Origin of the sequence: Streptomyces sp. Ru72 (assembly GCF_002920635.1) — a bacterium.
Taxonomy (GTDB): domain Bacteria; phylum Actinomycetota; class Actinomycetes; order Streptomycetales; family Streptomycetaceae; genus Streptomyces.
This window is the reverse complement of the sequence record NZ_PQSR01000108.1, coordinates 1-26,758: the sequence shown is the minus strand read 5'-3', so window position 1 is coordinate 26,758 and position 26,758 is coordinate 1. Positions and strand designations below refer to the sequence as shown.

General features: G+C 70.2%; 23 protein-coding genes and 1 pseudogene. 11 read left to right on the top strand and 13 right to left on the bottom strand.

What is annotated here, in order from left to right; translation table 11 throughout:
- Both C3488_RS42080 and C3488_RS33085 read left to right on the top strand, forming a co-directional pair.
- A pseudogene (locus C3488_RS42080) lies at positions 1-149 on the top strand (uridine kinase); the annotation flags it as partial.
- Between the two features lie 156 nt (positions 150-305).
- Positions 306-734: a CBS domain-containing protein gene (locus C3488_RS33085; protein ID WP_103844582.1), complete on the top strand. Its 429-nt coding sequence runs from the start codon at positions 306-308 to the stop codon at positions 732-734.
- A 19-nt stretch (positions 735-753) separates the two neighbouring features.
- On the opposite strand, the gene corA is transcribed toward C3488_RS33085, so the two are convergent.
- The gene (gene corA, locus C3488_RS33080) at positions 754-1,881 is read right to left on the bottom strand and encodes a magnesium/cobalt transporter CorA (RefSeq protein WP_103844581.1); all 1,128 of its coding nucleotides are present in this window, start codon (positions 1,879-1,881) and stop codon (positions 754-756) included.
- A gap of 203 nt (positions 1,882-2,084) precedes the next feature.
- Here corA and C3488_RS33075 point away from each other — a divergent pair, with 203 nt between their 5' ends.
- Complete coding sequence (locus C3488_RS33075; protein WP_103844580.1) at positions 2,085-2,879, top strand: methyltransferase domain-containing protein; 795 nt, start codon at positions 2,085-2,087, stop codon at positions 2,877-2,879.
- A 50-nt stretch (positions 2,880-2,929) separates the two neighbouring features.
- Here C3488_RS33075 and C3488_RS33070 read toward each other — a convergent pair whose 3' ends face one another.
- The 4 genes from C3488_RS33070 to C3488_RS33055 form a co-directional block, all read right to left on the bottom strand.
- On the bottom strand, positions 2,930-3,835 hold the full coding sequence (locus C3488_RS33070) for a carbohydrate kinase family protein (RefSeq protein WP_103844579.1): 906 nt from the start codon (positions 3,833-3,835) through the stop codon (positions 2,930-2,932).
- Positions 3,832-4,737, bottom strand: coding sequence for a pseudouridine-5'-phosphate glycosidase (locus C3488_RS33065; RefSeq protein ID WP_103844578.1), 906 nt, complete (start codon positions 4,735-4,737; stop codon positions 3,832-3,834). Before C3488_RS33065 ends, C3488_RS33070 begins: the two co-directional genes overlap by 4 nt.
- Positions 4,738-4,844: 107 nt before the next feature.
- Positions 4,845-5,399, bottom strand: a complete 555-nt coding sequence (locus C3488_RS33060) for a methylated-DNA--[protein]-cysteine S-methyltransferase (RefSeq protein ID WP_103844577.1) — start codon at positions 5,397-5,399, stop codon at positions 4,845-4,847.
- 84 nt (positions 5,400-5,483) lie between these two features.
- Positions 5,484-6,353, bottom strand: a complete 870-nt coding sequence (locus C3488_RS33055) for a glycerophosphodiester phosphodiesterase family protein (RefSeq protein ID WP_103844576.1) — start codon at positions 6,351-6,353, stop codon at positions 5,484-5,486.
- Positions 6,354-6,631: 278 nt separating this feature from the next.
- On the opposite strand from C3488_RS33055, the gene C3488_RS33050 reads away from it, so the two are divergent.
- From C3488_RS33050 to C3488_RS33025, 6 genes are all read left to right on the top strand, one after another.
- Positions 6,632-7,501, top strand: a complete 870-nt coding sequence (locus tag C3488_RS33050) for an MHYT domain-containing protein (RefSeq protein ID WP_103844575.1) — start codon at positions 6,632-6,634, stop codon at positions 7,499-7,501.
- A gap of 40 nt (positions 7,502-7,541) precedes the next feature.
- Positions 7,542-9,686 (top strand): excinuclease ABC subunit UvrB, encoded by a 2,145-nt coding sequence (gene uvrB / locus C3488_RS33045; RefSeq protein WP_103844574.1) that lies wholly within the window; start codon positions 7,542-7,544, stop codon positions 9,684-9,686.
- Positions 9,687-9,845: 159 nt separating this feature from the next.
- Positions 9,846-10,424, top strand: a complete 579-nt coding sequence (locus C3488_RS33040; protein ID WP_103844573.1) for a TerD family protein — start codon at positions 9,846-9,848, stop codon at positions 10,422-10,424.
- A gap of 45 nt (positions 10,425-10,469) precedes the next feature.
- A complete protein-coding gene (locus C3488_RS33035; protein WP_103844572.1) occupies positions 10,470-12,386 on the top strand; it encodes a TerD family protein in 1,917 nt (638 codons plus the stop codon).
- 285 nt (positions 12,387-12,671) lie between these two features.
- Complete coding sequence (locus tag C3488_RS33030; protein WP_181139294.1) at positions 12,672-13,676, top strand: TerC/Alx family metal homeostasis membrane protein; 1,005 nt, start codon at positions 12,672-12,674, stop codon at positions 13,674-13,676.
- A gap of 218 nt (positions 13,677-13,894) precedes the next feature.
- On the top strand, positions 13,895-14,995 hold the full coding sequence (locus tag C3488_RS33025; RefSeq protein WP_103844570.1) for a calcium:proton antiporter: 1,101 nt from the start codon (positions 13,895-13,897) through the stop codon (positions 14,993-14,995).
- 21 nt (positions 14,996-15,016) lie between these two features.
- On the opposite strand, the gene C3488_RS33020 is transcribed toward C3488_RS33025, so the two are convergent.
- Complete coding sequence (locus C3488_RS33020) at positions 15,017-16,306, bottom strand: MFS transporter (RefSeq protein WP_103844569.1); 1,290 nt, start codon at positions 16,304-16,306, stop codon at positions 15,017-15,019.
- A 290-nt stretch (positions 16,307-16,596) separates the two neighbouring features.
- Between C3488_RS33020 and aroQ the strand changes: the two genes are divergently transcribed.
- Positions 16,597-17,070 carry a type II 3-dehydroquinate dehydratase gene (gene aroQ, locus C3488_RS33015; RefSeq protein WP_103844568.1) on the top strand — a complete coding sequence of 158 codons (474 nt, stop codon included), beginning with the start codon at positions 16,597-16,599 and terminating at the stop codon, positions 17,068-17,070.
- A 21-nt stretch (positions 17,071-17,091) separates the two neighbouring features.
- On the opposite strand, the gene C3488_RS33010 is transcribed toward aroQ, so the two are convergent.
- The 5 genes from C3488_RS33010 to C3488_RS32990 all read right to left on the bottom strand — a co-directional run bounded on the left by C3488_RS33010 (position 17,092) and on the right by C3488_RS32990 (position 21,417).
- On the bottom strand, positions 17,092-17,820 hold the full coding sequence (locus tag C3488_RS33010; RefSeq protein WP_103844583.1) for an amino acid ABC transporter ATP-binding protein: 729 nt from the start codon (positions 17,818-17,820) through the stop codon (positions 17,092-17,094).
- 62 nt (positions 17,821-17,882) lie between these two features.
- Entirely contained in the window at positions 17,883-18,812 is a 930-nt protein-coding gene (locus tag C3488_RS33005; RefSeq protein ID WP_103844567.1) for an amino acid ABC transporter permease, read from the bottom strand.
- Positions 18,809-19,693 (bottom strand): ABC transporter substrate-binding protein, encoded by an 885-nt coding sequence (locus C3488_RS33000; protein WP_103844566.1) that lies wholly within the window; start codon positions 19,691-19,693, stop codon positions 18,809-18,811. The genes C3488_RS33005 and C3488_RS33000 overlap by 4 nt, the downstream gene beginning before the upstream one ends.
- Positions 19,694-20,028: 335 nt before the next feature.
- A complete protein-coding gene (locus C3488_RS32995) occupies positions 20,029-20,685 on the bottom strand; it encodes an MBL fold metallo-hydrolase (protein WP_103844565.1) in 657 nt (218 codons plus the stop codon).
- A gap of 45 nt (positions 20,686-20,730) precedes the next feature.
- A complete protein-coding gene (locus tag C3488_RS32990; RefSeq protein ID WP_103844564.1) occupies positions 20,731-21,417 on the bottom strand; it encodes a maleylpyruvate isomerase family mycothiol-dependent enzyme in 687 nt (228 codons plus the stop codon).
- A 221-nt stretch (positions 21,418-21,638) separates the two neighbouring features.
- Between C3488_RS32990 and uvrA the strand changes: the two genes are divergently transcribed.
- Positions 21,639-24,677 carry an excinuclease ABC subunit UvrA gene (gene uvrA, locus C3488_RS32985; RefSeq protein WP_103844563.1) on the top strand — a complete coding sequence of 1,013 codons (3,039 nt, stop codon included), beginning with the start codon at positions 21,639-21,641 and terminating at the stop codon, positions 24,675-24,677.
- A gap of 125 nt (positions 24,678-24,802) precedes the next feature.
- Here uvrA and C3488_RS32980 read toward each other — a convergent pair whose 3' ends face one another.
- Positions 24,803-25,714, bottom strand: coding sequence for a carbohydrate kinase (locus C3488_RS32980; protein ID WP_103844562.1), 912 nt, complete (start codon positions 25,712-25,714; stop codon positions 24,803-24,805).
- The coding region (locus tag C3488_RS32975) for a LacI family DNA-binding transcriptional regulator (protein WP_103844561.1) at positions 25,711-26,758 on the bottom strand (1,048 nt) is incomplete at its 5' end. The genes C3488_RS32975 and C3488_RS32980, both read right to left, overlap by 4 nt.

Below are 26,758 nucleotides of genomic sequence, written 5' to 3'. Positions count from 1 at the left end.
CGCCGGGCGCGCTCCGTCGCCGTACGCCCGAGCCGGAACACTGGACCCTGCCCGCATTCGAGCGCTACGAGGCGGAGACGGACCCGGGCGCCGTCGCCGACGTACTGATCCGCGCGGACGATCCCCGCCACCCGGCCTGGAACGGCTGATCACACACCCACCCGATGGCGCAAGCCGCCCCCGACGCGCTCCTGCCGTCAGGTGGTTCCAGGTGCGCTTGTCCGAAGGCCCGGCGAGAATTGAAGTGCGCCGGGATCTGCGGTGCGTCCCGTGCCGCGCCGGCTGTTCGGCACCGGGAGGTACCCATGACCACCGCCGGAGACATCATGCACCGTGGTGCCCAGTGGATTCCCGCCCACGAGACGCTGGACCGCGCCGCTCAGTTGATGCGCGAACTGAACGTCGGTGCCCTGCCCATCAGCGACGAGAACGAGCGGCTCTGCGGCATCCTCACCGATCGCGACATCGTCGTCGGCTGCGTGGCCATGGGCCACGATCCCTCCCGCGTGACCGCGGGCGACATGGCCAAGGGCACGCCGCGCTGGATCGACGCGGACGCCGACGTCGGCGACGTGCTCCACGAGATGGAGGAGCACCAGATCCGCCGGCTTCCCGTCATCCACAACAAGCGCCTCGTCGGCATGATCAGCGAGTCCGACCTCGCCGAGCACCTGACGGACGATCAGCTCGCCACCTGGGTCGAGAGCGTCTATGCGAGGACGGCCTCGCGCTGACCCGGCAACCCTGCCGGGGTCACAGCCAGTCGTTGCGCTTGAACCCTCGGTACAGCACCAGGCAGGCCACGGCTATCACGACGAGGACCAGCGGGTAGCCGAATTTCCAGTGCAACTCCGGCATGTACGCGAAGTTCATGCCGTAGACCCCGGTGACCATGGTGGGCACCGCGATCAGCGCGGCCCAGGCCGTGATCTTCCGCATGTCCTCGTTCTGCGCGACGCTCACCTGGGCGAGATGCGCCTGCAGGATCGAGTTGAGCAGCTCGTCGAACGCGGCTATCTGCTCGGTGGCGCGCAGCAGATGGTCGGAGACATCACGGAAGTACGCCTGTATCTCCGGGTCGATCACCCGGATCGGCCGGGTGGCCAGCTCCTGGATGGGACGGTCCAACGGTGCCACCGCACGCTTCAGCTCCAGAAGTTCACGCTTGAGCTGGTAGATGCGTCCCGGATCCAGCCGCGCGCCGTTCTCCGCGAACACGCCCGTCTCCACCTGGTCGATGTCCTCCTGGACCGCGTCGGTGACGCGGAGGTAGTCGTCCACGACATGGTCCGCGATCGCGTGCAGCACCGCGGCCGGCCCCTTGGCGAGCTGCTGGGGGTCGGCCTCCAGTTCCTCGCGCAGCGGGCCGAGCGAACCGTGCCGGCCGTGCCGCACCGTGATGACGAAGGCGGGGCCGATGAACACCATGATCTCGCCGGTGTTCACCACCTCGCTCGTCGCCGTCAACTCCTTGTGCTCCACGTAGCAGACGGTCTTGAACACCGCGAACAGCGTGTCCCCGTAGCGCTCGAGCTTCGGACGCTGATGCGCCTCCACAGCGTCCTCGACCGCCAGCGGGTGCAGGTCGAAGAGTTCGGCGATGCCCGCGAACTCCTGGTCCGTCGGCTCGTGCAGCCCCAGCCAGACGAAACCGTCTTCGCTCTTGCGGACCCGCTCCACGGCCTCCACGAGATCGCCGGCTCCTGGAACGCGCACGCCGTCCTGATAGATCACGCAATTGACCACCGCGGAGCCCAGCGGGGAACGGGCGGGGTGGCTCAGATCGACGCGCGCACTTCGCCGCCCCAACCGTGCCACCTTGCGGAGGCCGCCGGCCCTGCCGAGACTCGTGACCTTCCGCAGATTCCCTGCCATGGACATCTGGATCTCCTTGCGTGGATCTCCTCGCGCGCACTCTGCGCCGTCGCGAGCCAGTCTGCCAGTCCGCCGGGATCGCCGGAGAAGCCTGTGGAAACGGAACATTCCGCTTTGGTGCCCGGGTTGTCCGCCGCTCCGGACGGGCGGGGATGCTCTGCGGAGCGTCGCCCCGCAGGGACCGGCCCGCCGACTGCGATGATCTCCGCATGACGCACAACGACGGGTACCTTCTCGACAACCGGCAGACCGAGGCCGGCCGCCGGTTCGAGGCGTTGTCCGCCCTTTTCGACCCCGCGACCTTTCGCCACATCGAGGGGTTCGGCATCGGACTCGGCTGGCGGTGCTGGGAGGTCGGCGCCGGCGGCACCTCCGTGATCTCCTGGCTCGCCAAGAAGGTCGGACCGACCGGGCGGGTCGTCGCCACCGACATCGACACCTCGTGGGCGGCTCAGGCCGCGCAGCCTCCGATCGAGGTCCGCACCCACGACGTGGGCACGGAAGAACCCCCCGGTGAGGACTTCGACCTCGTGCACGCCCGGCTTGTACTCGTACATGTCCCGGACAGGGACACGGCCTTGGACTCCATGATCAAGGCGCTGCGCCCCGGCGGACGCCTCCTGATCGAGGACGCGGACCCGGCGCTGCAGCCCCTGAGCTGCCCGGACGAGTACGGCCCCGAGCAGCGGCTCGCCAACCGCCTGCGCGAGGGCTTCCGTACGCTGCTCGCCGAACGTGGCGCCGACCTCTCCTACGGCCGCAGACTTCCGCGTCTGCTGCGGGAGGCGGGTCTCAGCCGGGTCGAGGCCGACGCCTACTTCCCTCTCACCTCTCCGGCCTGCGCGGCGCTCGAAGCCGCGACGATCCGGCAGATCCGCGGCCGGCTCGTCTCCGCGGGCCTCGCCACGGACGAGGAGATCGACCGTCATCTGGCCAACGTCGGCTCCGGCACGATGGACCTGGCGACCGCTCCGATGATCTCGGCGTGGGGCCGGAAGGAGTGAGGGCCGGGAGGTGAAGGGGAAGGCGCCGGATACGGCGGAGCCTGCCGCTGCTACCGCACGCGCCTCACCGGTCTCCCTCCCACTGTCTCCACCGCCATCGCCCCCGCCTCGCACCCTTCCGTCGCCGCCTCCTCCGGCTCGGCACCCGTGAGCAGCGCCGCCAGGAACGCTCCGGTGAACGCGTCCCCCGCGCCCGTCGTGTCCCGGGGCGTGGCCTGTGCCGCCGGGATCCGGGCGGCGATCGCCCCCGACGCGGCGACCAGAGCTCCCCGCGCACCCTGCTTGGTGACCACCAGGGGCACAAGGCGGCTCAGCTTGGCCGACGCGTCCGCCGGGTCGGGCAGTCCGGTCAGCAGGCACGCCTCGTCCCGACTGGGCAGCAGGACATCGACGCCCTCGGCGAACGCCAGGAACCGGTCCACGCCCAGCTCGGTGAGGAACCCCGCCGATGCCGGATCGAGGCTCACCGGCACTCCACGCGCACGTGCCGCTTCGAGGGCGACCGTCGCCAGCGCCCGACTGGGCTCGGAGAACAGCAGGTACCCCGACAGGTGCAGCCGTACGACACCGTCGAGCAGCTCCTCCGACCAGTCACCGGGGGCCAGCCGAAGCGACGCCCCACTATCCGTGAGGAACGTCCGCTCCGCCGAGGCGCCCGTGTCCACCAGACAGATCACCGTTCCCGTACGGGCCTCGGCGTCGACGACCAGGTGGGGCCGTACGCCCGACTCCCTCAGCTCTCGCTCGTGCCAGGCGGCGGAATCGGCCCCGACGCGTCCGAGCAGCCGCACGTCCGGACACCCCCACCGGGCCGCCCAGCACGCCACGTTCGCGCCTGCGCCACCGGGCAGCGTGCGGATGACGGCGGCCGTGTCCGTACCCGACGCGAGAGGGCCGAGGTGCCGTGCGACGACATCCGTGACGACGTCGCCGACGACCAGCAGAGCCCCGCTCACGCCCCCGCCCAGGCCGCAGCGATTCGCGCCGCGAGCCGGACGTTCCCGCGTACCGCCGCCAGGTTGGCGCTGAGCGACGCACCGTCGGTGTGCCGCACCAGATAGTCCAGCAGGAACGGTGTGACCGCCTGACCGGTGACCCCTTCCTCGCCGCACGCGGTCAGCGCGTCGGCGAGCACGCGCGCGTGGAGCTCCGGATCGAGCTGCTCCGCCTCCGGTACCGGATTGGCGACGATGAGCGCCGACTGGGGCGCGCCGAGCGCGTCCTGCGCCCGCATGACCTCCGCGACCTGCCCCGGCGTCTCCAGTGTCCAGTCGACCGGATGGCCGGAGTCGGACAGGTAGAAGCCCGGGAAGCGGTCCGTGCCGTATCCGGCGACCGCCACACCCAGCGTCTCCAGGCGCTGGAGCGTGGCAGGCACGTCCAGGATCGACTTCACGCCCGCGCAGACCACGGTGATCCTGGTCCGCGCCAGCAGGCCGAGGTCGGCGGACTCGTCCTGGGTCACCGTCCACTCCCGGTGGACCCCGCCCAGCCCGCCCGTGGCGAACACCCGTACGCCCGCGAGGGAGGCCAGCAGTGCCGTCGCGGACACCGTCGTCGCCCCGCTGACGCCCGCCGCCACTGCGAGGGGCAGATCGCGATGGCCCAGCTTGCGGATCCCGTCCTCGTTCGCGACCCGCTCCACCTGGTCCTTGCCGAGGCCGACATGGGGCCGCCCGTCCAGCACCGCGATCGTCGCCGGTACGGCGCCCTCCTGCCGGACCACGTCCTCCAACTCCAGCGCGACCTGGAGATTGCGCGGGCGCGGCAGCCCGTGCGCGATGATCGTCGACTCCAGAGCCACCACGGGCCGACGGGCGGCCAGCGCCTCCTGCACCTCTTCGGACACCACCAGCACGCGCCTGCCTCCTGTCTCTGGGCCTTCTCTCATCTCTGGCGGGCGGCGCACCCGGCCAAACCCCTGCGAGCTCAGAGAGGCGAGACCACCTGGCCTGTTCGACCCGGTCAGAACAGCGGTTCCGGCAGGACCCCTTCGAGCGCCAGCAGCTTCCGCTTCGCCTCCAGACCCCCTCCGAATCCACCGATGCCACCGCCGCTCTCGACCACGCGATGGCACGGCACCACCACCGGCAGCGGATTCGACCCCATCGCCACACCCACGGCCTGAGCGGCGCCCGGCTGACCGACCCGGCCGGCCAGGTCGCCGTACCCCACCACCGTGCCGTACGGCACGCCGGAAGCCAGTTCGCGCAGTACCTGGCGGTTGAAGCCGGTGATCAGGGACCAGTCCAGGGGCAGCGTGAAGTCGTGCAGCCTGCCCGCGAAGTACGCCCTCACCTGGCGTATCGCCTCTGCCAGCAGCGGCGAGCGAGGGTCCTCGACGGGCTCGGTCCCGAGCCGGGACGCGAGCCGCTCCAAGGCCTTGTCGCGCACGGTGTCCGAGGCGTGGAACACCACGTTCACCAGGCCCTCGCGTGTGGCGGCCAGCAGCAGAGGGCCGATGTCGGTTGGGACGACGGCCCACACCAGTTGTTGGTCGTACTGCCCATGACTGTCCATGCGCCCACCGTACGGCGCGGCACTGACAACGGGCTCGGGCGCGGACAGGCGGCGCGATGCGCCGGCGAGCGTACCGCGCCCCGCTCAGTGAGCGTCGATCACGGCCTGAACCACGTCGGGTGCGTTCGTGATGATGCCGTCCACGGCGAAGCCGGACACCCGTCGGGCCGCCTCCGCCGTGTCGACGTTCCAGGCGAACACCTTCATCGTTCGGTCGTGCGGTCCCCTGAGGGCGTGGACGGCGGAGACGTAGCGGGCGGAGAGCTTGGTCTGCGCCGAGTTGATCTGGTCGGCGAACCGCGCGTACATCGGCAGCTCCGTCGCCGGCGGCGTGCCCAGGTACGCGGTGGTGATCCCCGGGCGCAGGTCGTGGACCATCCGCACGCTGTCCGCGCTGAAACTCTGGACGATCAGCCGGTTCCTGAGGTGGCCCTCGTCGAGCCAGCCCTCGTTGCCGAGCACCTTGAGGATCTGCCGCTCGAGTCCCGGATACAGTTCAGGGTTCTTGATCTCCAGGAGCAGGTTCTGGTGATGCCGGGACACGCGCTCCAGGTACTGCCGCAGCGTCGGCACGCGCGCGCCCGCGTACCGGGGGTCGAACCAGCTTCCCGCGTCCAGGCGCGCGATCTCCTCGGCGGTGAAGTCCTTCACCCTCCAGGGCGACCGGCCGGGGAACCGCTGCTTGACGTCGGTCGTGCGCTCCAGCGTGGCGTCGTGGATGACGACGAGCCGGCCGTCCCTGGTGCGCTGCACGTCGTTCTCGACCCAGCTGAAGCCCATGGCAGCCGCCTTGTCGACCGCGGCCAGCGTGTTCTCCGGCGCGTACGCCGAAGCGCCGCGGTGGGCGATGACGACCGGGCTCCGGTCGCCCGTGGCGCGGGCGTGCGGGGTGGGCAGTATGGCGACGCCGAGCCCGAAGAGGGCGATGATCGTGGCGGCGACGCGCGCGTGCATGCTCACTCCCGGTGGTGGGTCGGACACGCAAAGCACCAGAATGGCAGCCCGGAGCCCGACGGCTCGGCGCAGCACGGACGCAAGTGGCCCGGGAAATGCCCGACACTGGTCACAGGCGCCGCACAAGTGGGGGAGCGCCGTGATTCTTTGCCGGAAAATCGTTCGACCGTCCCGGTGAGGGTCATACTCTCTGCCTCAGCCCTGACCGTCGTCACGGCCTGGGGACGGGGGTGTTTTCCGCAACTCAGAGACCATCAGGGTGGGAAGGGCAGCCGCGCATGCAGGGCACCGTCGACGGCTTCAGCTACGGACTCGTCACACCGGTGGTGGCGTACCTCATGGCCAGCCTCGGCGGCGCGCTCGGTCTGCGCTGCACCACCAGATCGATGCTGGTCGCCCAGTCCTGGCGGGCCGGCTGGCTCGCCCTGGGCTCGGCCGCCATCGGGTCCGGCATATGGACGATGCACTTCGTCGCCATGATGGGGTTCACCGTGAAGGAGACCCCCATCCACTACGACAGGGCGATCACCTTCGCGAGCCTCGGCGTCGCCGTCGTCATGGTGGGGATCGGCGTCTTCATCGTGGGCTACCGGGGCGCGAGCGGAGTGGCGCTCTTCACCGGCGGCACCATCACCGGTCTGGGCATCGCCTCGATGCACTATCTGGGCATGGCCGGGATGCGCCTGCACGGCGTGCTCGAGTACAACACCCTCACCGTCGCCGCGTCCGTCGTCATAGCGGTGGTCGCCGCGACCGCCGCTCTGTGGGCGGCCGGACAGATCCGCGGATTCCTCTGGAGCATCGGCGCGAGCCTCGTCATGGGCCTCGCCGTCAGCGGCATGCACTACACCGGCATGGCCGCCGTGAGCGTCCACCTGCACGGCGCCGCAGGAAGCCCGGGCGGTGACTCGCCCGCGTCCCTGCTCGCCCCCATGATGATCGGCCCGATCGTCTTCCTGGTCCTCGCCGGCGTCGTCGTGCTCTTCGACCCGATGATGGTCATGGGCAGGCCCGGACGGATCGTCGAGCGCAAGCCCGGCGTACCGGCTCATCGCGAGCCGGCCCCCACGGGCACGGGGCGCCGTCCGCTGTCCCGCTCCGGCCCGCGCGCCGGACACCGGGGCTCCCGCACCCCTCAGGACTGGTGACCGGCCCCCGTTGTCAGTGCGGGGTCGTACGGTGGATTCCATGCGGCCCGTTTCACAGATCGAACGCACGGTGGCGCCCTTCGAGGTCGTCAGCCCCTACCAGCCGAGCGGTGACCAGCCCACGGCCATCGCCGAGCTGGAAAATCGCATCCGCGCAGGTGAGAAGGATGTCGTCCTGCTGGGCGCGACCGGCACCGGCAAGTCCGCGACCACCGCGTGGATGATCGAGAGGCTTCAGCGCCCCACCTTGGTGATGGCGCCGAACAAGACGCTGGCCGCCCAGCTGGCCAACGAGTTCCGCGAGTTGCTGCCGAACAACGCGGTCGAGTACTTCGTCTCGTACTACGACTACTACCAGCCCGAGGCCTACGTCCCTCAGTCGGACACGTACATCGAGAAGGACTCCTCGATCAACGAGGAGGTGGAACGCCTGCGCCACTCCGCCACCAACTCGCTGCTCACCCGTCGTGACGTGATCGTGGTCGCCTCCGTCTCCTGCATCTACGGCCTGGGTACTCCTCAGGAGTATGTGGACCGGATGGTCAGTCTCAGAGTCGGCGACGAGATCGACCGCGACGAGCTGCTGCGCCGGTTCGTCGACATCCAGTACACGCGCAACGACATGGCGTTCACACGCGGCACCTTCCGGGTGCGCGGTGACACCATCGAGATCTTCCCGGTCTACGAGGAGCTGGCCGTCCGGATCGAGATGTTCGGCGACGAGATCGAGGCCCTGTCCACCCTCCACCCGCTGACCGGCGAGGTCATCAGCGACGACGAGCAGCTGTACGTCTTCCCGGCCTCCCACTACATCGCCGGCCCCGAGCGCATGGAGCGGGCCATCGGCGGCATCGAGAAGGAGCTTGAGGAACGCCTCGCCGAGCTGGAGAAGCAGGGCAAGCTCCTCGAGGCCCAGCGGCTGCGGATGCGCACGACGTACGACATCGAGATGCTCCGCCAGATCGGCACCTGCTCCGGCGTGGAGAACTACTCGATGCACTTCGACGCCCGCGAGCCCGGCTCCGCGCCGAACACGCTGCTGGACTACTTCCCGGAGGACTTCCTGCTCGTCATCGACGAGTCGCACGTCACCGTGCCGCAGATCGGTGCCATGTACGAGGGCGACGCCTCCCGCAAGCGCACCCTCGTCGAGCACGGCTTCCGGCTGCCCTCAGCACTGGACAACCGCCCGCTGAAGTGGGAGGAGTTCCAGGAGCGCATCGGCCAGACCGTGTATCTGTCGGCGACCCCCGGACCGTACGAGCTCTCCCGCTCGGACGGCGTCGTGGAGCAGATCATCCGCCCCACCGGCCTCGTCGACCCCGAGGTGGTGGTCAAGCCCACCGAGGGCCAGATCGACGACCTGGTGCACGAGATCCGCAAGCGCACCGAGAAGGACGAGCGCGTCCTGGTCACCACGCTCACCAAGAAGATGGCCGAGGACCTCACCGACTACTTCCTGGAGCTCGGCATCCAGGTGCGCTATCTGCACAGCGACGTCGACACCCTGCGCCGTGTCGAGCTCCTGCGGGAGCTGCGGGCGGGCGAGTTCGACGTCCTGGTCGGCATCAACCTCCTCAGGGAGGGACTCGACCTTCCGGAGGTCTCCCTGGTGGCGATCCTCGACGCCGACAAGGAAGGCTTCCTGCGCTCGGGCACCTCGCTCATCCAGACCATCGGCCGCGCGGCGCGCAACGTCTCCGGCCAGGTCCACATGTACGCCGACAAGATCACCCCGGCGATGGAGAAGGCCATCGACGAGACCAACCGCCGCCGGGAGAAGCAGGTCGCGTACAACACGGCGAACGGCATCGATCCGCAGCCGCTCCGCAAGAAGATCAACGACATCGTGGCGCAGATCGCCCGCGAGGACGTCGACACGGAACAGCTGCTGGGCACGGGCTACCGCAAGGCGAAGGACGGCAAGGGCGCCAAGAGCCCGGTGCCCGCACTCGCCAACCACGCCGTCAAGGGGGCCAAGCCGGCCAAGGGCAAGGCGAAGGTCAAGGAGACGGTCCCGACAGACCGCCCGGCCGCCGAACTCGCCGAGCAGATCGAGGAGCTGACCGAACGGATGCGCGCCGCCGCCGCGGACCTGCAGTTCGAGATCGCGGCCCGGCTGCGCGACGAAGTCTCCGAGATGAAGAAGGAACTGCGCCAGATGAGGGAGGCGGGCCTGGCCTGACGTCCTCGCCACCGTGCCGGGGCCCCGGCACGCGCGCGGTGTGTTGCAAGACCGACACAAAGCGCGAGCCGGGGTTCGGCACTGTCAGTGCCGCTGCGTAGGGTTTTGACATCCGCGGAGTCCGCGGCCAACAGGGGACGCTCGAGAGGGGAACAGCGCGTGACCGTCAACTTGACCAAGGGTCAGGCCATCAGTCTTCAGAAGAACGACGGAGGCACGCTGACCGCGGTGCGCATGGGACTCGGCTGGCAGGCCGCTCCCCGACGCGGGCTGTTCGGTTCGCGCACCCGGGAGATCGACCTGGACGCGTCCGCGGTCCTGTTCGCGGACAAGCAGCCCGTGGACGTGGTCTTCTTCCGCCACCTCGTGAGCGACGACGGTTCCGTCCGGCACACCGGTGACAACCTCGTCGGCGGGGTGGGCCAGGGCGGCGACGACGAGGCGATCCTTGTCGACCTGCAGCGCGTCCCGGTCCACATCGACCAGATCGTCTTCACCGTGAACTCGTTCACGGGCCAGACGTTTCAGGAGGTGCAGAACGCGTTCTGCCGCCTCGTCGACGAGACCAACGGCCAGGAACTGGCCCGCTACACGCTCGCGGGCGGCGGCGCGTACACCGCACAGATCATGGCGAAGGTGCACCGCGTCGGCGGGGGCTGGACGATGACGGCTCTCGGCACCCCGGCCAACGGCCGCACCTTCCAGGACCTCATGCCGGCGATCCTGCCGCACCTGTAGGCGGCCGGACGCCCGGCACACGAAGCGACGCAGGGGGGCGAGGCGATGACGGCCGAGCTGGTCCGGGGACAGAACCAATCGCTTCCCCAGGTCCGACTTGAGATCCGGGTGTCGGCCGGCACGCCGATCGTGGCCGGGGCCACGCTCAGCGACGAGCAGGGCAGGGTGCCCGGCACCGAGTGGGTGGCTCATCCCGGCAGGCCCGTCCTGCCGGGTCTGGAGGTTTCCAGGCAGGCGGCAGCCGACCACCGCCTCGCCTTCGACCTGGACGCCCTGCCGGAGCGCGTGCACCGGGTCACGGTGCTGCTGGCGCTGCCGACCGGCATCGGCGGTCCGGTGCGGTTCGGCGCCGTGGCCGCCCCCTCGGTGGCGGTCACCGGCCTCGACGGCTCACAGGTGGCCGGCTACAGCATCACCGGCCTGGACTCCGAGTCGGCAGTCATCGCACTGGAGCTCTACCGCAGGCAGGGCGGCTGGAAGGTGCGTGCGGTCGGCCAGGGATACGCGGGCGGACTCGCCGCGCTCTTCACGGACCAGGGCCTGCCCGAAGCCCGGCAGCTCGCGGACGGCATCAACGAAGCGGTGGTCCAGGGCCTGGCCCGCTCGGTGGCCCCGCCTCCGCCGCGCCTGCCCAACGGGGACCGGACACGGCAGGCGACCGCCTCCGCGCCTCCCCAGGGTCCGCCCGGCGCCGGGGCTTCGGCGCAGCACCAGGGGCATCCGGGGGTACCGCGGCAGGCATCGCCGTACGACGTCACCGACGCCCCGATCCCCGTCGCACAACCCGCGCTCGGCGGGCCGGTCGACTACCACCACCCCGGTCGCCAGGCCGCGCCGCCGGTCGCGGGTGACGCGACCGGCTGGTCCATGGAGGAGCGCCTGTACAACCAGGTGTGGGGCATGTTCGAGGACCTGGCGCGTACGGTGGCCGCGTACCGCAGCGCCGTCGACTTCGCCGACTCGCGCCTGGAGCAGGAGCTGGACAGGGCCCTGGCCGATCCGCGTGCCCGCCTCGTCGGACAGGGCGACGCCGCACGGGACGCGGCCCAGGCCAAGCACGCCCACCTCGTCAACCAGGCGAGAGCCGCGCTCGACCGTGACCTCACCCAGCTGATCGCCGAGTCCGATGTCGTCGAACCGGCGCTGCCCGAGGCGTTCGCACGCTGGGACAGCCCCGTCTGGCAGGGATACCGGGTACCTGGGGCCGTCCCCATGGCCGTGCGCCTCGGCGACCTGCATGTGCCCGAGAGCGAGAGCCTCCGCATTCCCATGCTGGTCAGGCTGCCCCTGCAGCGCGGTCTGTGGATCGACAGCGGCCGTTCCGGATCCCTCGACCCGCTCGTAGACCCGGATGAGCTGCGCCGCCTCGCGATGGACATCGCGGTCACACACGCGTCCCGGCTGCTTGCCGTGTACCCGCCCGGCGCGTTCGCGGTGCACGTCATCGACCCGGCGGGCTCCGGCGCTTCCGCGCTCGCACGCCTCGTGCGCTCCGGTGTGCTCGCCGCTCCGCCTGCCGTCGGCGCCTCGGGGGTGGCCGACGTGCTGTCCCGGCTCACCCGGCGCGTCGACCTGGTGCAGATGGCGGTACGGGGCGGTGCGTCCGACTCCCTGCCGTCCGGCCTCGACACGGCCCAGCAGTTGCTGGTCGTCAACGACTTCCCGCACGGCTTCGACGACCGGGCCGTGAACCAGCTGCGCTACCTCGCGGACGAAGGCCCGGACGTCGGTGTCCATCTGATGATGGTCGCCGCCCGGGAGGACGCCGCCGGCTACGGGCCGCTGCTCGACCCCCTCTGGCGTTCACTGCTGCGGCTCACCCCGATGCCCGACGACCACCTCGCGGACCCCTGGGTCGGCCACGCCTGGACCTACGAGCCGCCGCGGCTTCCGAAGGGCAGCCAGGTGCTCGACCGAGTGCTCACCCAGGTCGCCGAGGCCCGTCGCTCCTGGAACCGCTGAGGCGTCCCTCTCTGCCCGCTGGGGTACGGGCGGCACTTGACCAGGCGCTTTGACCTTTCTTTTGCCAATCGCTTTACCTTCTCTTGGTGATTCGGGTACTGTTGGCGGCACGGAGGGGAGTACTCCCTATCTGCTGCGGCGCACCCGTCAGTACGGATCAGGCCAGATCCCGGGGCGTCGGCCTACGGCAACGGGCGGTTCACGCGCCGGCGCCGGTGGGTGGAAGAGACCTCCGGTGGCGACGACGCCGACATTTGCCGTGACGTACGTACTGCCGGAGGCGCAGTGGATGTTTCTATGACCCTCTGGGTCCTGACGATCGTGGGCCTCGCCGCCCTGATCGCGGTCGACTTCTTCATCGGCCGCAAGCCGCACGACGTATCGATCAAGGAAGCCGGGATCTGGACGGTCGTCTGGATCGCCCTCGCTGGCCTGTTCGGGCTGGGTCTGCTCGTCTTCGGCGGCGGTCAGCCCGCCGGGGAGTTCTTCGCCGGCTTCATCACCGAGAAGTCGCTCAGCGTCGACAACCTGTTCGTCTTCGTCCTGATCATGGCGAAGTTCGCGGTGCCGTCGCAGTACCAGCAGCGGGTACTCCTCGTCGGGGTGCTCATAGCCCTGGTCCTGCGGGCGGTCTTCATCGCCGCGGGCGCCGCGATCATCGCGTCCTTCTCCTGGGTCTTCTACCTGTTCGGCGCGTTCCTGATCTGGACCGCCTGGAAGTTGATAAAGGAGGCGAGGGCCGATGAGGAGGACGAGGAGTACGAGGAGAACAAACTGCTGAAGGCCGCCGAGCGCCGCTTCGGCGTGGCCGACCGTTACCACGGCACCAAGCTGTGGATACGGCAGAACGGCAAGCGGGTCATGACGCCGATGCTGGTCGTGATGCTCGCGATCGGCACCACCGACGTACTGTTCGCCCTCGACTCCATCCCGGCGATCTTCGGCCTGACGCAGGACCCGTACATCGTCTTCACGGCCAACGCGTTCGCGCTGATGGGTCTGAGGCAGCTGTACTTCCTCATCGGCGGTCTGCTCAAGAAGCTGGTCCACCTGTCCTACGGTCTGTCGATCATCCTGGGCTTCATCGGTGTGAAGCTGGTGCTGCACGCGCTCCACGAGTCCGGGGTCCACGTTCCCGAGATCTCCATCCCGGTCTCCCTCGGCGTGATCTGTGCCGTCCTGATCGTCACGACGATCACCAGCCTGATCGCCTCGCGGAAACAGGAGGCGACTGCCGGCGCGCCGCACAAGGCCACGCAGAGCGCTGCCAAGGACAACGTCGAGGCGTGAGGCGTCGCGGCCGATGCGGCTGACAGGGGTGCCCAGCACCTTGCCGGGCACCCCTCCGGACGACCGGGCGAGGTGCGGAGCGTTCCCGGCACGGGGACGTACCCAGGAGATGCCATGACCGACTCGGTGACGTTGATGCAGACGGAAGCCACCATCGGGGCCGTATGGAGGGCAGGAGCCGGAATGCGGGCTCCGGGCGTGTCTGCGACGATCGCCGCATGATCGTGGGGCTTCGGTCACTCGCGGGGCGGTGGGCGGCCGTCGTGCCGTTCGTCGCGGTGGTGCTGCTGGCCCTCACCTGGGGCCGCGCCGTGCCCGGGGCGGTCGTCGCGGTGATCACGTTCGTGCTCGCCGGGTCCGTGCTGGCCGCGGTCCACCATGCCGAAGTGGTCGCGCACCGGGTCGGTGAGCCGTTCGGCTCACTCGTTCTCGCCGTCGCCGTCACGATCATCGAGGTCGGGCTCATCGTCGCCCTGATGGCGGACGGCGGAGCCAAGAGCGCGACCCTGGCCCGGGACACCGTCTTCGCGGCTGTGATGATCACATGCAACGGCGTCGTCGGGCTGTGCCTGCTCGTCGCCTCACTGCGTCACGGAATCGCGGTCTTCAACCCCGAGGGCACCGGCGCGGCCCTGGCCACCGTCGCGACGCTCGCCACCCTCAGCCTGGTCCTGCCGACGTTCACCACCAGCAAGCCCGGCCCGGAGTTCTCCGCGGCCCAGCTCACCTTCGCCGCGCTCTCCTCACTGGTGTTGTACGGCTTGTTCGTGGCGACCCAGACCGTGCGCCACCGTGACTACTTCCTCCCCATCACCCGGCATGGCGAGGTGGTCCACGCGGACGACCATGCGGAAGCGCCGTCCGCGCGTACCGCGGCCCTGAGCCTGGGCCTGCTCGGTCTCGCCCTCGTGGGGGTGGTCGGGCTCGCCAAGGGAGTGTCGCCCACCATCGAATCCGGGGTGTCCGCGGCCGGGATGCCGCATGCCGTCGTCGGGGTCGTCATCGCGCTGCTCGTGCTGCTGCCCGAGACCATCGCCGCGGTGCGGTCGGCGCGCCGCGACCGGGTGCAGACCAGCCTCAACCTGGGTCTTGGTTCCGCCCTGGCCAGCATCGGCCTGACCATCCCCGCGGTCGCCCTGGCGAGCGTATGGCTCTCCGGACCGCTCGTCCTCGGTCTCGGCCCGGTGCACATGGTGCTGCTGGCGCTGACCGTGGTCGTGAGCTCTCTGACGGTGGTGCCCGGGCGGGCCACGCCGCTTCAGGGTGGGGTTCATCTGGTGGTCTTCGCGGCGTACCTGGAGTTGGCGGTCAACCCGTAGCCCAGGCGCGACAGGCGACGATCATCGTGTCCCAACGCCTCGTCCAGGGGCCGGATCCGACACCGGCACCCGTACCGGGCGGGTCTCCGGCAGCAGTGCGAAGCACCCGAGGCTGAGCAGGGCCACGGCCGTCAGATAGGCGCCGACGCCCCAGGGCACCCGGCCCCCGCGCTCGGCCAGTGTGGTGGCCACGATCGGGGTGAGGGCGCCGCCGAGCACGCCGCCGAGGTTGTAACCCACGGCCGCACCCGTGCAGCGCACCCGGGGCTCGAACAGTTCCGGCAGATACGCGGCGATCACGGCGAACATGGTGATGAGGGCGAGCCCCGCGCCGAGAAACCCCACGAGCATCAGCATGGGCTCGCCGGTCGCGAGCAACGCCACCATGGGGAACATCCACAGCGCGGTGCAGGCACAGCCCGTCAGACACAGTGGACGCCGCCCGTAGCGGTCACCCACGAGGGCGAACAACGGGGTCAGGATCCCCTGCACCGCGACGGTGGCCATGACGCAGGCCAGCATGACCGTACGGCTCACGCCGAGCCGCTCCGTGGCGTACGCCAGGGACCAGGTCGTCGTGGTGTAGAAGACCGCGTACCCGATCGCGAGTGCGCCGGCCGTCAGCAGGACGAGCCGCCAGTGGCGCCGCACGACCTCGACGAGGGGCACGCGTGCGTGGTCGTCGATGTCCAGGAAGAGGGGGCTCTCGGCGAGTGCGCTGCGCAGCCACAGACCTGTCGTCGCGAGCACCCCCGCCGCCCAGAAGGGAATCCGCCACCCCCAGGAGGCGAACTGCGCATCCGACAGCGTCGCCGACAGCCCCAGCATCACGCCATTGGCCAGCAGGAAACCCAGCGACGGGCCGATCTGCGGAAAGCTGGACCACAGCACGCGCCGCCCGGCGGGCGCGTGCTCCACGGTCAGCAGCACCGCACCGCCCCACTCCCCGCCGAGCCCCAGACCTTGCAGGAACCGCAGGACCAGAAGGAGCACGGGAGCGGCCGTACCGATCACCTCGTACGTCGGAAGACAGCCGACCGCCACCGTCGCCGTGCCGGTCAGCACCAGGGAGGCGATGAGAACCGGCCGTCTCCCGCGCCGGTCCCCGATGTGTCCGAACAGCACCGAGCCGAGCGGCCGCGCCACGAAGCCGACCCCGAAGGTCCCGAACGCCGCCAGTGTGCCCGCCACCGGGGAGAACGTCGGGAAGAACAGCGGGCCGAGGACCAGCGCGGCCGCAGTCCCGTAGACGAAGAAGTCGTAGAACTCGACGGCCGTTCCGGCGAGCGAGGCGGCTGCGAGCCGGAGCATGGAAGGAGCCCTTACCGAGCGTGCATCGTGCATGCTGCATCAGCTACCCAGCGTAACCGCCCGCTACGGGGGCGCACGGGGGCTCTGCGTCGCGACCGATGGGGCGGGCGTGCGCCCGAGCGAACGGCGTGGTCAGTGGGTGTCGGCGATGCGCCAGGCGTGACTCTCCGCGCGCGGTCCCTGCCCCAGCCGGTACCGGGCCGAGTCACGCGCTCGGCGCCTCGTGATAGACCGGGGGCTGATCAGCGGTCCGCCCAGGACCGGAAGACCTGAAACGGACCGGAGGAAATGTGCCCCGCACCCTCGCCGACGCCCCGATCATGATCCTCAACGGCCCCAACCTGAACCTCCTGGGGCAGCGACAGCCGGAGATCTACGGCTCCGACACGCTGGCGGACGTCGAGGCACTGTGTGTGAAGGCGGCGGCCGCCTACGGCGGCACGGTGGACTTCCGGCAGTCCAACCACGAGGGCGAGCTGGTGGAGTGGATCCACGAGGCGCGCCTGAACCACGCAGGCATCGTGATCAACCCGGCCGCCTACTCGCACACTTCCGTAGCGATCCTCGATGCCCTCAACACCTGTGACGGGCTCCCGGTGGTGGAGGTCCACATCTCCAACATCCACCAGCGTGAGCAGTTCCGGCACCACTCCTACGTGTCCCTGAGGGCCGACGGGGTCATCGCCGGGTGCGGGGTGCAGGGATACGCGTTCGCCGTGGAGCGGGTCGCGACGCTCGCGGGGGCGGGGCGGACGGAGGCGTGACCGCGGGGGAGCACCCCTGCCTCAAAGCCGCCCCGCCTCCACGATCCGGTGCAGGAAGCGCCGTGTGCGCTCCTGCTGCGGATCGCCGAAGACCTGCTCCGCCGTACCGCGCTCCAGGACCACGCCGCCCTCCAGGAAGCAGACCTGGTCCGCGACCTCGCGGGCGAAGCCCATCTCGTGGGTGGCGAGCACCATGGTCATGCCGTCGTCCTTCAGATCCCGGACGACGCTGAGGACCTCGCCCACGAGCTCCGGGTCCAGGGCCGCGGTGATCTCGTCCAGGAGCAGCAGCCGGGGGCGCACGGCAAGCGCCCGCACGATCGCGACGCGCTGCTGCTGGCCGCCGCTGAGCCGGTCCGGGTACTCGGTCGCCTTGGCGGCGAGTCCGAGGCGCCCCAGCAGCTCGCGGGCGTGCTCCTCGGCCGTCGCCCGGGCGACGCCGTGCACCCGGCGCGGGGCGAGCGTGATGTTCTCCAGGACGGTCATGTGCGGAAAGAGGTTGTACGCCTGGAAGACGACGCCGATCCGGCGCCGTACGGCGTCCTGGTCGGCACGGGGGTCGGTGATCTCCTCGCCGTCCAGCCAGATGGCGCCGTCGTCGATCTCCTCCAGGAGGTTCGCGCAGCGCAGCAGCGTCGACTTGCCCGAGCCGGAAGCGCCGATCAGGGCCGTCACCGTGTGCGGGGCGACCTCCAGATCGACGTTCCGCAGCACGACCGAGTCGCCGAAGGTCTTGCGGACGGACTCCATGCGCAGCACGGGGGTGCCGCCCGGCGCACCGGATGCGGCATCGGACTTCTCGAGGATGTCGCTCACAGGTTCCCTCCCTGCGCCCGCCGCCGGTCCATCCGGGCGGTCACCCAGTCCGTGAAGCGGGTCATCGGGATGGTCAGCGCCACGAAGACGAGCCCCGCGACGATGTACGGCGTGTAGTTGAGGCTCCGGCCCACGATGATGTCGGAGGCCCGGACGGCGTCCACCGCGCCGCCGATCGAGACAAGCCCGGTGTCCTTCTGGAGCGACACCAGATCGTTGAGCAGCGGCGGCACCTGACGGCGTACTGCCTGGGGAAGCACCACATGGCGCAGCGCCTGGCGGTTCGTCAGACCGAGTGAGCGGGCCGCGGCGCGCTGCGAGGGGTGGACGGACTCGATGCCGGCTCGGAACACCTCGGCCACGTAAGCCGAGTAGGTGAGCGTGAGCGCCGTCCCGCCGAGCAGCACCGGGTCGACGGTCACGCCCTGCAGCCGTAGCGCGGGCACGCCCAGGACCACGATCATCAGGTTGATGATCAGGGGCAGTCCACGGAAGAAGTCCGTGTACGCGGCGGCCAGGGCGCGCAGCGGGAAGAACACCGGCCCGCGCAGGGTACGGGCGACGGCGATCAGCATGCCGAGGACGAGTACCGCGACACCGCACACCAGCAGCAGACGCACGTTGAGCCACAGCCCGTCGAGGACCTTCGGGAGCGCCTCGCGCGCGTAATCTGCGTTGAAGAACGTCTCCTTGGTGCGCGGCCAGCCGGGCGCGTTGACGATGACCAAGTACGCGACGCCCGCGGTGACCAGCGTCGACAGTGCCGCGATCGCGGTGGCGCGCCGGGCGCGTGCGCGCTTGTGGCGCTCGCGCTCGATCCGCCGCTGCGAGGGGACGTACGTGTCGTCCCCGCCGGGCACGACCCCCGTGCCCGGCATACCGGCTTCGCCGGAGTCCTCTCCCGACTCCTCCTCGACGGCGGTCACTTGAGCACCGGGGCGTCGACGGCGTCGGACAGCCACTGCTTCTCCAGCTTGGCCAGGGTGCCGTCCTTGCGCAGGGCGTCCACGGCGGAGGTCACGCACGGCGTGAGCGCGCTGCCCTTGTCGAGGACGAGCCCGAACTGCTCGGGCGTCCCGCCCTGGTTCTCGAACTGGCCGACGATCTTCGCGTCGGTCACCTCTGCGGCGGTGATGTAGAAGGCGGTGGGCAGGTCGGTGACGATGGCGTCGACCTGACCGTTCTTCAGGGCCGACTTCGCCTGGTCGTTCTTGGCGTACGCGGCCGGCTGCTGCTTCGGCTTCACCACGTCGGTGATGTAGTCGAGGCTCGTCGTGCCGACCTGCGCACCCAGCTTGACGTCCTTCAGGTCCGCGACGCTCTTCGCCTTCGCGGCCCTGGAACCCTTCAGTGCGATGACGGCCTGGCGGACGTCGTAGTAGCCGGAGGAGAAGTCCACGGCATTCTTGCGCTCGGCGCTGATCGACACCTGGTTGATGTCGAAGTCGAAGGTCTTCTCCCCGGGCGCGAAGGCCTTGTTGAAGGGGACGGTCTGCCACACGACGGCGCTCTGCCCGTAACCGAGTTGCTGCGCCACGGCGTAGGCGACGGCCGACTCGAAGCCCTTGCCGTTGGCCGGCTTGTCGTCCTTGAACCAGGGCTCGTAGGCGGGCTCGTCGGTCGCGATCGTCAGCTTTCCGGACGTCTTCGTGGCCAACTCGCCCTTCGCGCACGTCTGGGCGCCCGTCCCGGAGGCCTTGGGGGAAGCGTTCTCCTCCGGCTGCGGGGCGCAGCCCACGGCGAGGGCGAGCAGGGCGACGGTGGCGCCGGACGCGGCGCGGCGCAGGGCGCGTTGGGCGAGATGCATGGCGGGAGATTGGCAGCGCGGCGCCCTGTTTGTCGAGGTCAGGTCAGCAACTGTCCGCATGGTGGGAACGAGTGTTGCGTTCCTGTGAACGCTGGGACGGAACGCGGGCCGGGGCCGCCGGTCGAGGGCGGGGATCGGGGGACCGGCGGCCCGTCACCGCGCAGGAGCTGTCATCCTGTGCGGGGCTGCTTCCAGTGGACTGCACCATTGGGTGCGCCGGGAGCGCGCGCACAAGACCAGCGCGTGCGAACGGTTCACACGGGGCGCGTGCGCCCGACTGCCACGCCGGGCGCACCCGGCCGGCTGTCACCAGCCGCGCGCGTGCCACGGCCGGTTCACCATCCGCGGGCATGCCACTCCGGCAGGTGCGGGCGCTCGTCGCCCAGCGTGGTGTCGTTGCCGTGGCCGGGGTACACCCAGGTCTCGTCCGGCAGCACGTCGAAGATCTTCGTCTCGACATCGTGGATCAGGCTGGCGAAGGCCTTCGGGTCCTTGTGTGTGTTGCCCACACCGCCCGGAAAGAGGCAGTCCCCGGTGAACACATGCGGGTGGCCGTGCGGGTCGTCGTAGACGAGGACGATCGAGCCGGGCGTGTGGCCCACCAGGTGGCGCGCGGTGAGTTCCACGCGCCCCACCCGGATCGTGTCCCCGTCGTCGACGAGGACGTCCGTCGGCACGGGAATGCCCTCGGCGTCGTCCCGGCCCGCGTACGTGCGCGCACCCGTGGCCGCCACGACCTCGGCGAGCGCCTGCCAGTGGTCGGCGTGCCGGTGGGTGGTGACGACCGACGCGATGCCGTCGTCACCGATCATGCCGAGGAGCGTCCTGGCGTCGTTGGCCGCGTCGATCAGCAACTGCTCGTCGGTGGCGCGGCAGCGCAGCAGATAGGCGTTGTTGTCCATCGGGCCGACCGCGATCTTGGTGATCATCAGGTCCTTCAGCTCGTGCACATCCGCCGGGCCGCCGACCGTCACCTCTCCGCTGTACGTCATGTCCGCAGCCTATAGCGGCGAGGGACCGCGGCGGCCGTCCGAGCACTACAGCGGCGGAAGCGTCGGCAGTGGCCCTCCTTCGGCGGTGAGAAAGGCTCCGTCGCGGCGGCCGGAGAGCCAGCCGAGCAGGTCGGGTGCGGGGCCCCGGACGGTGACCTCGGGCTCGGCCGCCTCGCGCCCCGTGCTCCACGCGCGCGTGCCGTCGGTGACGCGCGTCGGCGGCACATCGGGATGTCCGGTGAACCGCTGCGCGAGGAAGTCGATCTCCCGTTCGACGAACTCCGCAGGCAGGTCCTCCAGCTCGTACCCGATCCCCAGATCGACATGGTGCAGTTCCACCTCGACCCAGCGCCTGAACGGCACCCGGGCCGCCTTGTCGGTGACCCCGTTGCGCAGCTCCACCGTGCGCGACCAGTCGGCGGGCGCGGCTCCCGCCTCCTGGAAGCGGGCCTCGCTCTCGCGCAGGTCGGCGAGCTGGACGTCCAGGGGCCGTGCGGCGTCCCGTTCGATGTCGGCGTCCCGGGCTTCGGCCGAGGCGTACATGGGGCGCCCCTGCAGCGCGTTCACGAGGGCGTCCGCGTTGCGGGCGAGGTGGGCCAGCACATGGCCGCGGCTCCAGCCGGGCAGCCGTGACGGTTCGGCCACAACGGCGTTGTCCAGTTTGGCGGCTGCGGAGAGCAGCCGCTCGGTCGCCTCACGTACAGATGCCAGGTCGCGCGCGTGATCCATCATGACGCCGACCCTAGCCCCGCCACTCCTTCGGGTGAAGGAGGCGGACCAGGGCCGCAAATCGAATGCACGTGCTATATGGTCGAGTCCGGCGTCGGGCATGCTGGATGGCCCGGGATTGTTGTGAACCCTGGAATCCGACCGGCGTTGTCAGTGGCTCCCCCTAGTCTGGGAAAGCGGGGGCCTCGCCCCTGTCGCTTCTCTCAAGAAAGGTGCGGACCGGCGTGGCCGACCGTCTCATCGTCCGTGGAGCGCGCGAGCACAACCTGAAGAATGTCTCGCTCGACCTGCCACGCGACGCGCTCATCGTCTTCACGGGCCTGTCGGGGTCGGGCAAGTCCTCGCTGGCCTTCGACACGATCTTCGCCGAGGGGCAGCGCCGCTACGTGGAGTCGCTGTCCTCGTACGCCCGGCAGTTCCTCGGGCAGATGGACAAGCCGGACGTCGACTTCATCGAGGGCCTGTCGCCGGCCGTCTCGATCGACCAGAAGTCGACCTCGCGCAACCCCCGCTCAACGGTCGGCACGATCACCGAGGTCTACGACTACCTGCGTCTGCTCTTCGCGCGCATCGGCAAGCCGCACTGCCCCGAGTGCGGCCGCCCGATCTCGCGCCAGTCCCCGCAGGCCATCGTCGACAAGGTCCTGGAGCTGCCGGAGGGGAGCCGCTTCCAGGTGCTCTCGCCGCTGGTGCGCGAGCGCAAGGGCGAGTTCGTCGATCTCTTCGCCGACCTCCAGACCAAGGGCTACAGCCGCGCCCGGGTGGACGGCGAGACGATCCAGCTGTCCAGCCCGCCCACGCTGAAGAAGCAGGAGAAGCACACCATCGAGGTGGTCGTCGACCGCCTCACGGTGAAGGACTCGGCCAAGCGCCGCCTCACCGACTCCGTGGAGACCGCGCTCGCCCTGTCCGGCGGCATGGTCGTGCTCGACTTCGTCGACCTCCCCGAGGACGACCCCGAGCGCGAACGCATGTACTCGGAGCACCTCTACTGCCCGTACGACGACCTGTCCTTCGAGGAGCTGGAACCCCGCTCCTTCTCCTTCAACTCGCCCTTCGGCGCCTGCCCCGAGTGCACCGGCATCGGCACGCGCATGGAGGTCGATCCGGAGCTGATCGTCCCCGACGAGGAGAAGACCCTCGACGAGGGAGCCATCCACCCCTGGTCGCACGGGCACACCAAGGACTACTTCGGCCGCCTCATCGGCGCCCTCGCCGACGCGCTCGGCTTCCGCACGGACATCCCCTTCGCGGGCCTGCCGCAGCGCGCCAAGAAGGCCCTGCTCTACGGCCACAAGACGCAGATCGAGGTGCGCTATCGCAACCGGTACGGGCGTGAGCGTGTGTACACCACGCCCTTCGAGGGCGCGGTGCCCTTCGTGCGGCGCAGGCACAGCGAGGCCGAGAGCGACGCGAGCCGTGAGCGCTTCGAGGGCTACATGCGCGAGGTGCCCTGCCCCAGCTGTCAGGGCACCCGTCTGAAGCCGGTCGTCCTCGCGGTCACGATCATGGGCAAGTCGATCGCCGAGGTGTCCGCGATGTCGATCAGCGACTGCGCGGACTTCCTGCGCGAGCTGAAGCTCGACGCCCGGGACAAGAAGATCGCCGAGCGGGTCCTGAAGGAGGTCAACGAGCGGCTGCGGTTCCTGGTCGACGTCGGCCTGGACTACCTCTCGCTGAACCGCGCGGCCGGCACCCTCTCGGGCGGCGAGGCCCAGCGCATCCGTCTGGCCACCCAGATCGGCTCCGGCCTCGTCGGCGTGCTGTACGTGCTCGACGAGCCCTCCATCGGCCTGCACCAGCGCGACAACCACCGGCTGATCGAGACCCTGGTCCGGCTGCGGGACATGGGCAACACGCTCATCGTGGTGGAGCACGACGAGGACACCATCAAGACCGCCGACTGGGTCGTCGACATCGGCCCCGGCGCGGGCGAGCACGGCGGCAAGGTCGTGCACAGCGGCTCCCTGAAGGAGCTGCTCGCCAACGACGAGTCGCAGACCGGTCAGTACCTGTCGGGCAAGAAGGCGATCCCGCTGCCGGACATCCGGCGTCCCCGCGACCCCTCGCGGCAGCTGACGGTGCACGGCGCCCGGGAGAACAACCTCCAGGACATCGACGTCTCCTTCCCGCTGGGCGTGTTCACGGCGGTCACGGGTGTGTCCGGCTCCGGCAAGTCGACGCTGGTCAACGACATCCTGTACACGCACCTGGCCCGTGAGCTGAACGGCGCTCGGAACGTCCCCGGGCGGCACACGCGCGTGGACGGCGACGACCTCGTCGACAAGGTCGTGCACGTCGACCAGTCGCCCATCGGCCGCACCCCGCGCTCGAACCCGGCGACGTACACCGGCGTCTTCGACCACATCCGCAAGTTGTTCGCCGAGACCACCGAGGCGAAGGTCCGGGGCTACCAGCCCGGTCGCTTCTCCTTCAACGTCAAGGGCGGCCGCTGCGAGAACTGCGCGGGCGACGGCACCATCAAGATCGAGATGAACTTCCTCCCGGACGTCTACGTCCCGTGCGAGGTCTGCCACGGCGCCCGCTACAACCGGGAGACCCTGGAGGTCCACTACAAGGGCAAGTCCATCGCCGACGTCCTGAACATGCCGATCGAGGAGGCCATGAACTTCTTCGAGGCGGTCCCGGCGATCTCCCGTCACCTCAGGACGCTGAACGACGTCGGTCTCGGCTATGTCCGGCTCGGCCAGTCCGCGACGACCCTGTCCGGCGGTGAGGCCCAGCGTGTGAAGCTGGCCAGCGAGCTGCAGAAGCGGTCCACCGGGCGCACCGTCTACGTTCTGGACGAGCCGACAACCGGCCTGCACTTCGAGGACATCAGCAAGCTGCTCAAGGTGCTCGGCGGCCTGGTCGACAAGGGCAACACGGTCATCGTCATCGAGCACAACCTCGACGTCATCAAGACCGCCGACTGGGTCGTCGACATGGGGCCGGAGGGCGGCGCGGGCGGCGGTCTGGTGGTCGCCGAAGGGACACCGGAGGAGGTCGCCGGCATCCCGGCCAGCCACACCGGCAAGTTCCTGCGCGAGATCCTCGGCGCCGAGCGCATCAGCGACGCCACCTCGGTGAGGGCACCGCGAAGCACGGCGGCCAGGAAGGCGGTCGCGGCCGGCTCGAACTCGAGGAAGACGGCGACGGCCAAGGCCGTGACGACCGCCAACAACACGGCGACCGGTAAGGCCGCCACCACCGCGAAGAAGGCGGCACCCGCGAAGAAGACCACGCGGGCACGCAAGGCCTGACACATCCCGAACGTGCGGTGCCCCGCGGGAACTCCCCGCGGGGCACCGCACGTCGCAGAGTCGGCCGCCCTGCCCCTGCGGCTTCACGAACGGCAGCGGCAGGGCGGCCGACTCGTTGCCAGGAGCTAAGAGCCCGCGAGTTCGGACGCATAGGGTGGTTCCGCGCCGGCCCGGGAGCAGGTGATCGCCGCGGCGCGGGCCGCGAAGCCCAGCAGTTCCGCCCAGCCGTCGGCGCCCAGGCTCGCCATGGCGGCGGGGGAGAGGGCGTCGCGGGCGGCCAGGCCGTGCAGCAGTGCCGCGTTGACGGTGTCGCCCGCTCCGATCGTGTCCACGACGCCGACCCGCACCCCCGGCACGGAGTACTCCGCCCCCTCCCCGGTGTACGCCGTGATTCCGTCGCCGCCATGGGTGACCACCACGGCGGCGGGGCCGGAGGCGAGCCATTCCCGCGGGCTGCCGCCCAGCCACGCGGCGTCCTCCGCCGAGAGCTTGAGCAGCGAGACCGACGGCAGCCAGCTCTTGAAACGAGCCCTATAGGCGTCGGGGTCCGGGATCAGGCCTGCGCGGATGTTCGGGTCGAGGGCGGTGAAAACACCCTGCGATGCGGCGCTGCGCATCAGTTCCTCGTACGCGCTCGCCCCCGGTTCCAGGACCAGCGAGCAGGTACCGAACGACACGGCCCGCGTGCCCTCGGGGAGGCGCGCCGGTGCCGTGAAGAGCCGGTCGGCGGTGCCCTCGACGTAGAAGGAGTAGCTGGCCGAGCCGTGCTCATCGATCGTGGCGGCCGCCAGCGTGGTCGGCTCGGTTCCGCGTTGTACGGCCGACACGTCCACGCCCGCCCGGCGCAGCCCGTCCAGCAGGGCCTCGCCGAAGGCGTCGTAGGAGGTACGGGAGCAGAAGGCGGTGGGGGAGCCCAGGCGGCCGAGCGCGACGGCGGTGTTGTACGGGCCGCCGCCCAGTGCCGGCTGCAACGGTGCGAGCGCGCCCCGGCCCTGCGGGACCAGGTCGATCAGGGCCTCACCGGCGACGACGATCACGAGAGGGTTCCCTTCTGGGACGGGGTGTCGGGACAGCCGCACGACGTGCGGTGGACGAACGCACAGCGGAGCCGCAGGGTGCGGGAGGGACGGTCCGGCGCCTCGAGCCGGTCCAGGAGGAGCCGTACGGCCCGGGCGCCGATCTCCCGGCTCGGCTGGGAGACAGCGGTCAGCCGGGGGGAGAACAGATCCGCCCAGGGGAAGTCGTCGAAGCAGGCCAGCGCCAGGTCGTCCGGTACGGACAGGCCCCGTGTGCGCAGGGTGCGCAGCGCTCCGATGGTCATCGCGTTGTTGGCGGTGACCAGGGCGGTGGGCGGCGCCGCGAGTGTGAGCAGGGCGGTGGTGGCGCGTTCGGCGCCCTCGGCCGCGGAGTCGCCGTGGACCACCAGCCGCTCGTCGTACGGCAGCCCTGCGGCCGCCAGGGCGTGCCGGTAACCGCTGATCCGCTCGGAGGTGGTGCTGAGGCCGGGCAGGCCCGCGACGAGGCCGATACGCCGGTGGCCGAGCTGGACGAGGTGGCTGACGAGGTGGGCCATGGGCTCGGCGTTCTCGGCACAGACCTGGTCGAAGCGGAAGGCCGCGGCGGTGGACTTCCCCGGCTCGGCCGCCTCGCCGGTCCCGGTGGCGTCCCCGGCCCCGGTGGTGTGCCCGGCAGCCGCCTCCTCCTGGGCGCCGTCGTGGAGGGTCGCGTCCTGCCGGTCCGTGACCGCGGGGTCGGGGATGCCGTCGACCAGCCGGTCCAGGAACACGGTCGGTACGCCGTGCCGTCCCAGAAGGGCCAGCAGCCCGCGCGGGTCCGCCGAGGGCGCGACGATCAGGCCGTCGACGCGGCGCTCGTGCAGCAGCTGGACCACCTTGCGCTCGTGCTCCGGGTCGTCGTGCGGATCGGCGATGAGCAGGCTGTAGCCGTGCTTCAGTGCGGCGGCCTCCACGCCTTGGAGGATCTCCGTGAAGTACGGGTTGCTGATCGCCGACACGGCGAGCCCGATCGACCGGGTGCGCGAGGTCACCAGGGAACGGGCGAGGGTGTTCGGGGTGTAGCCC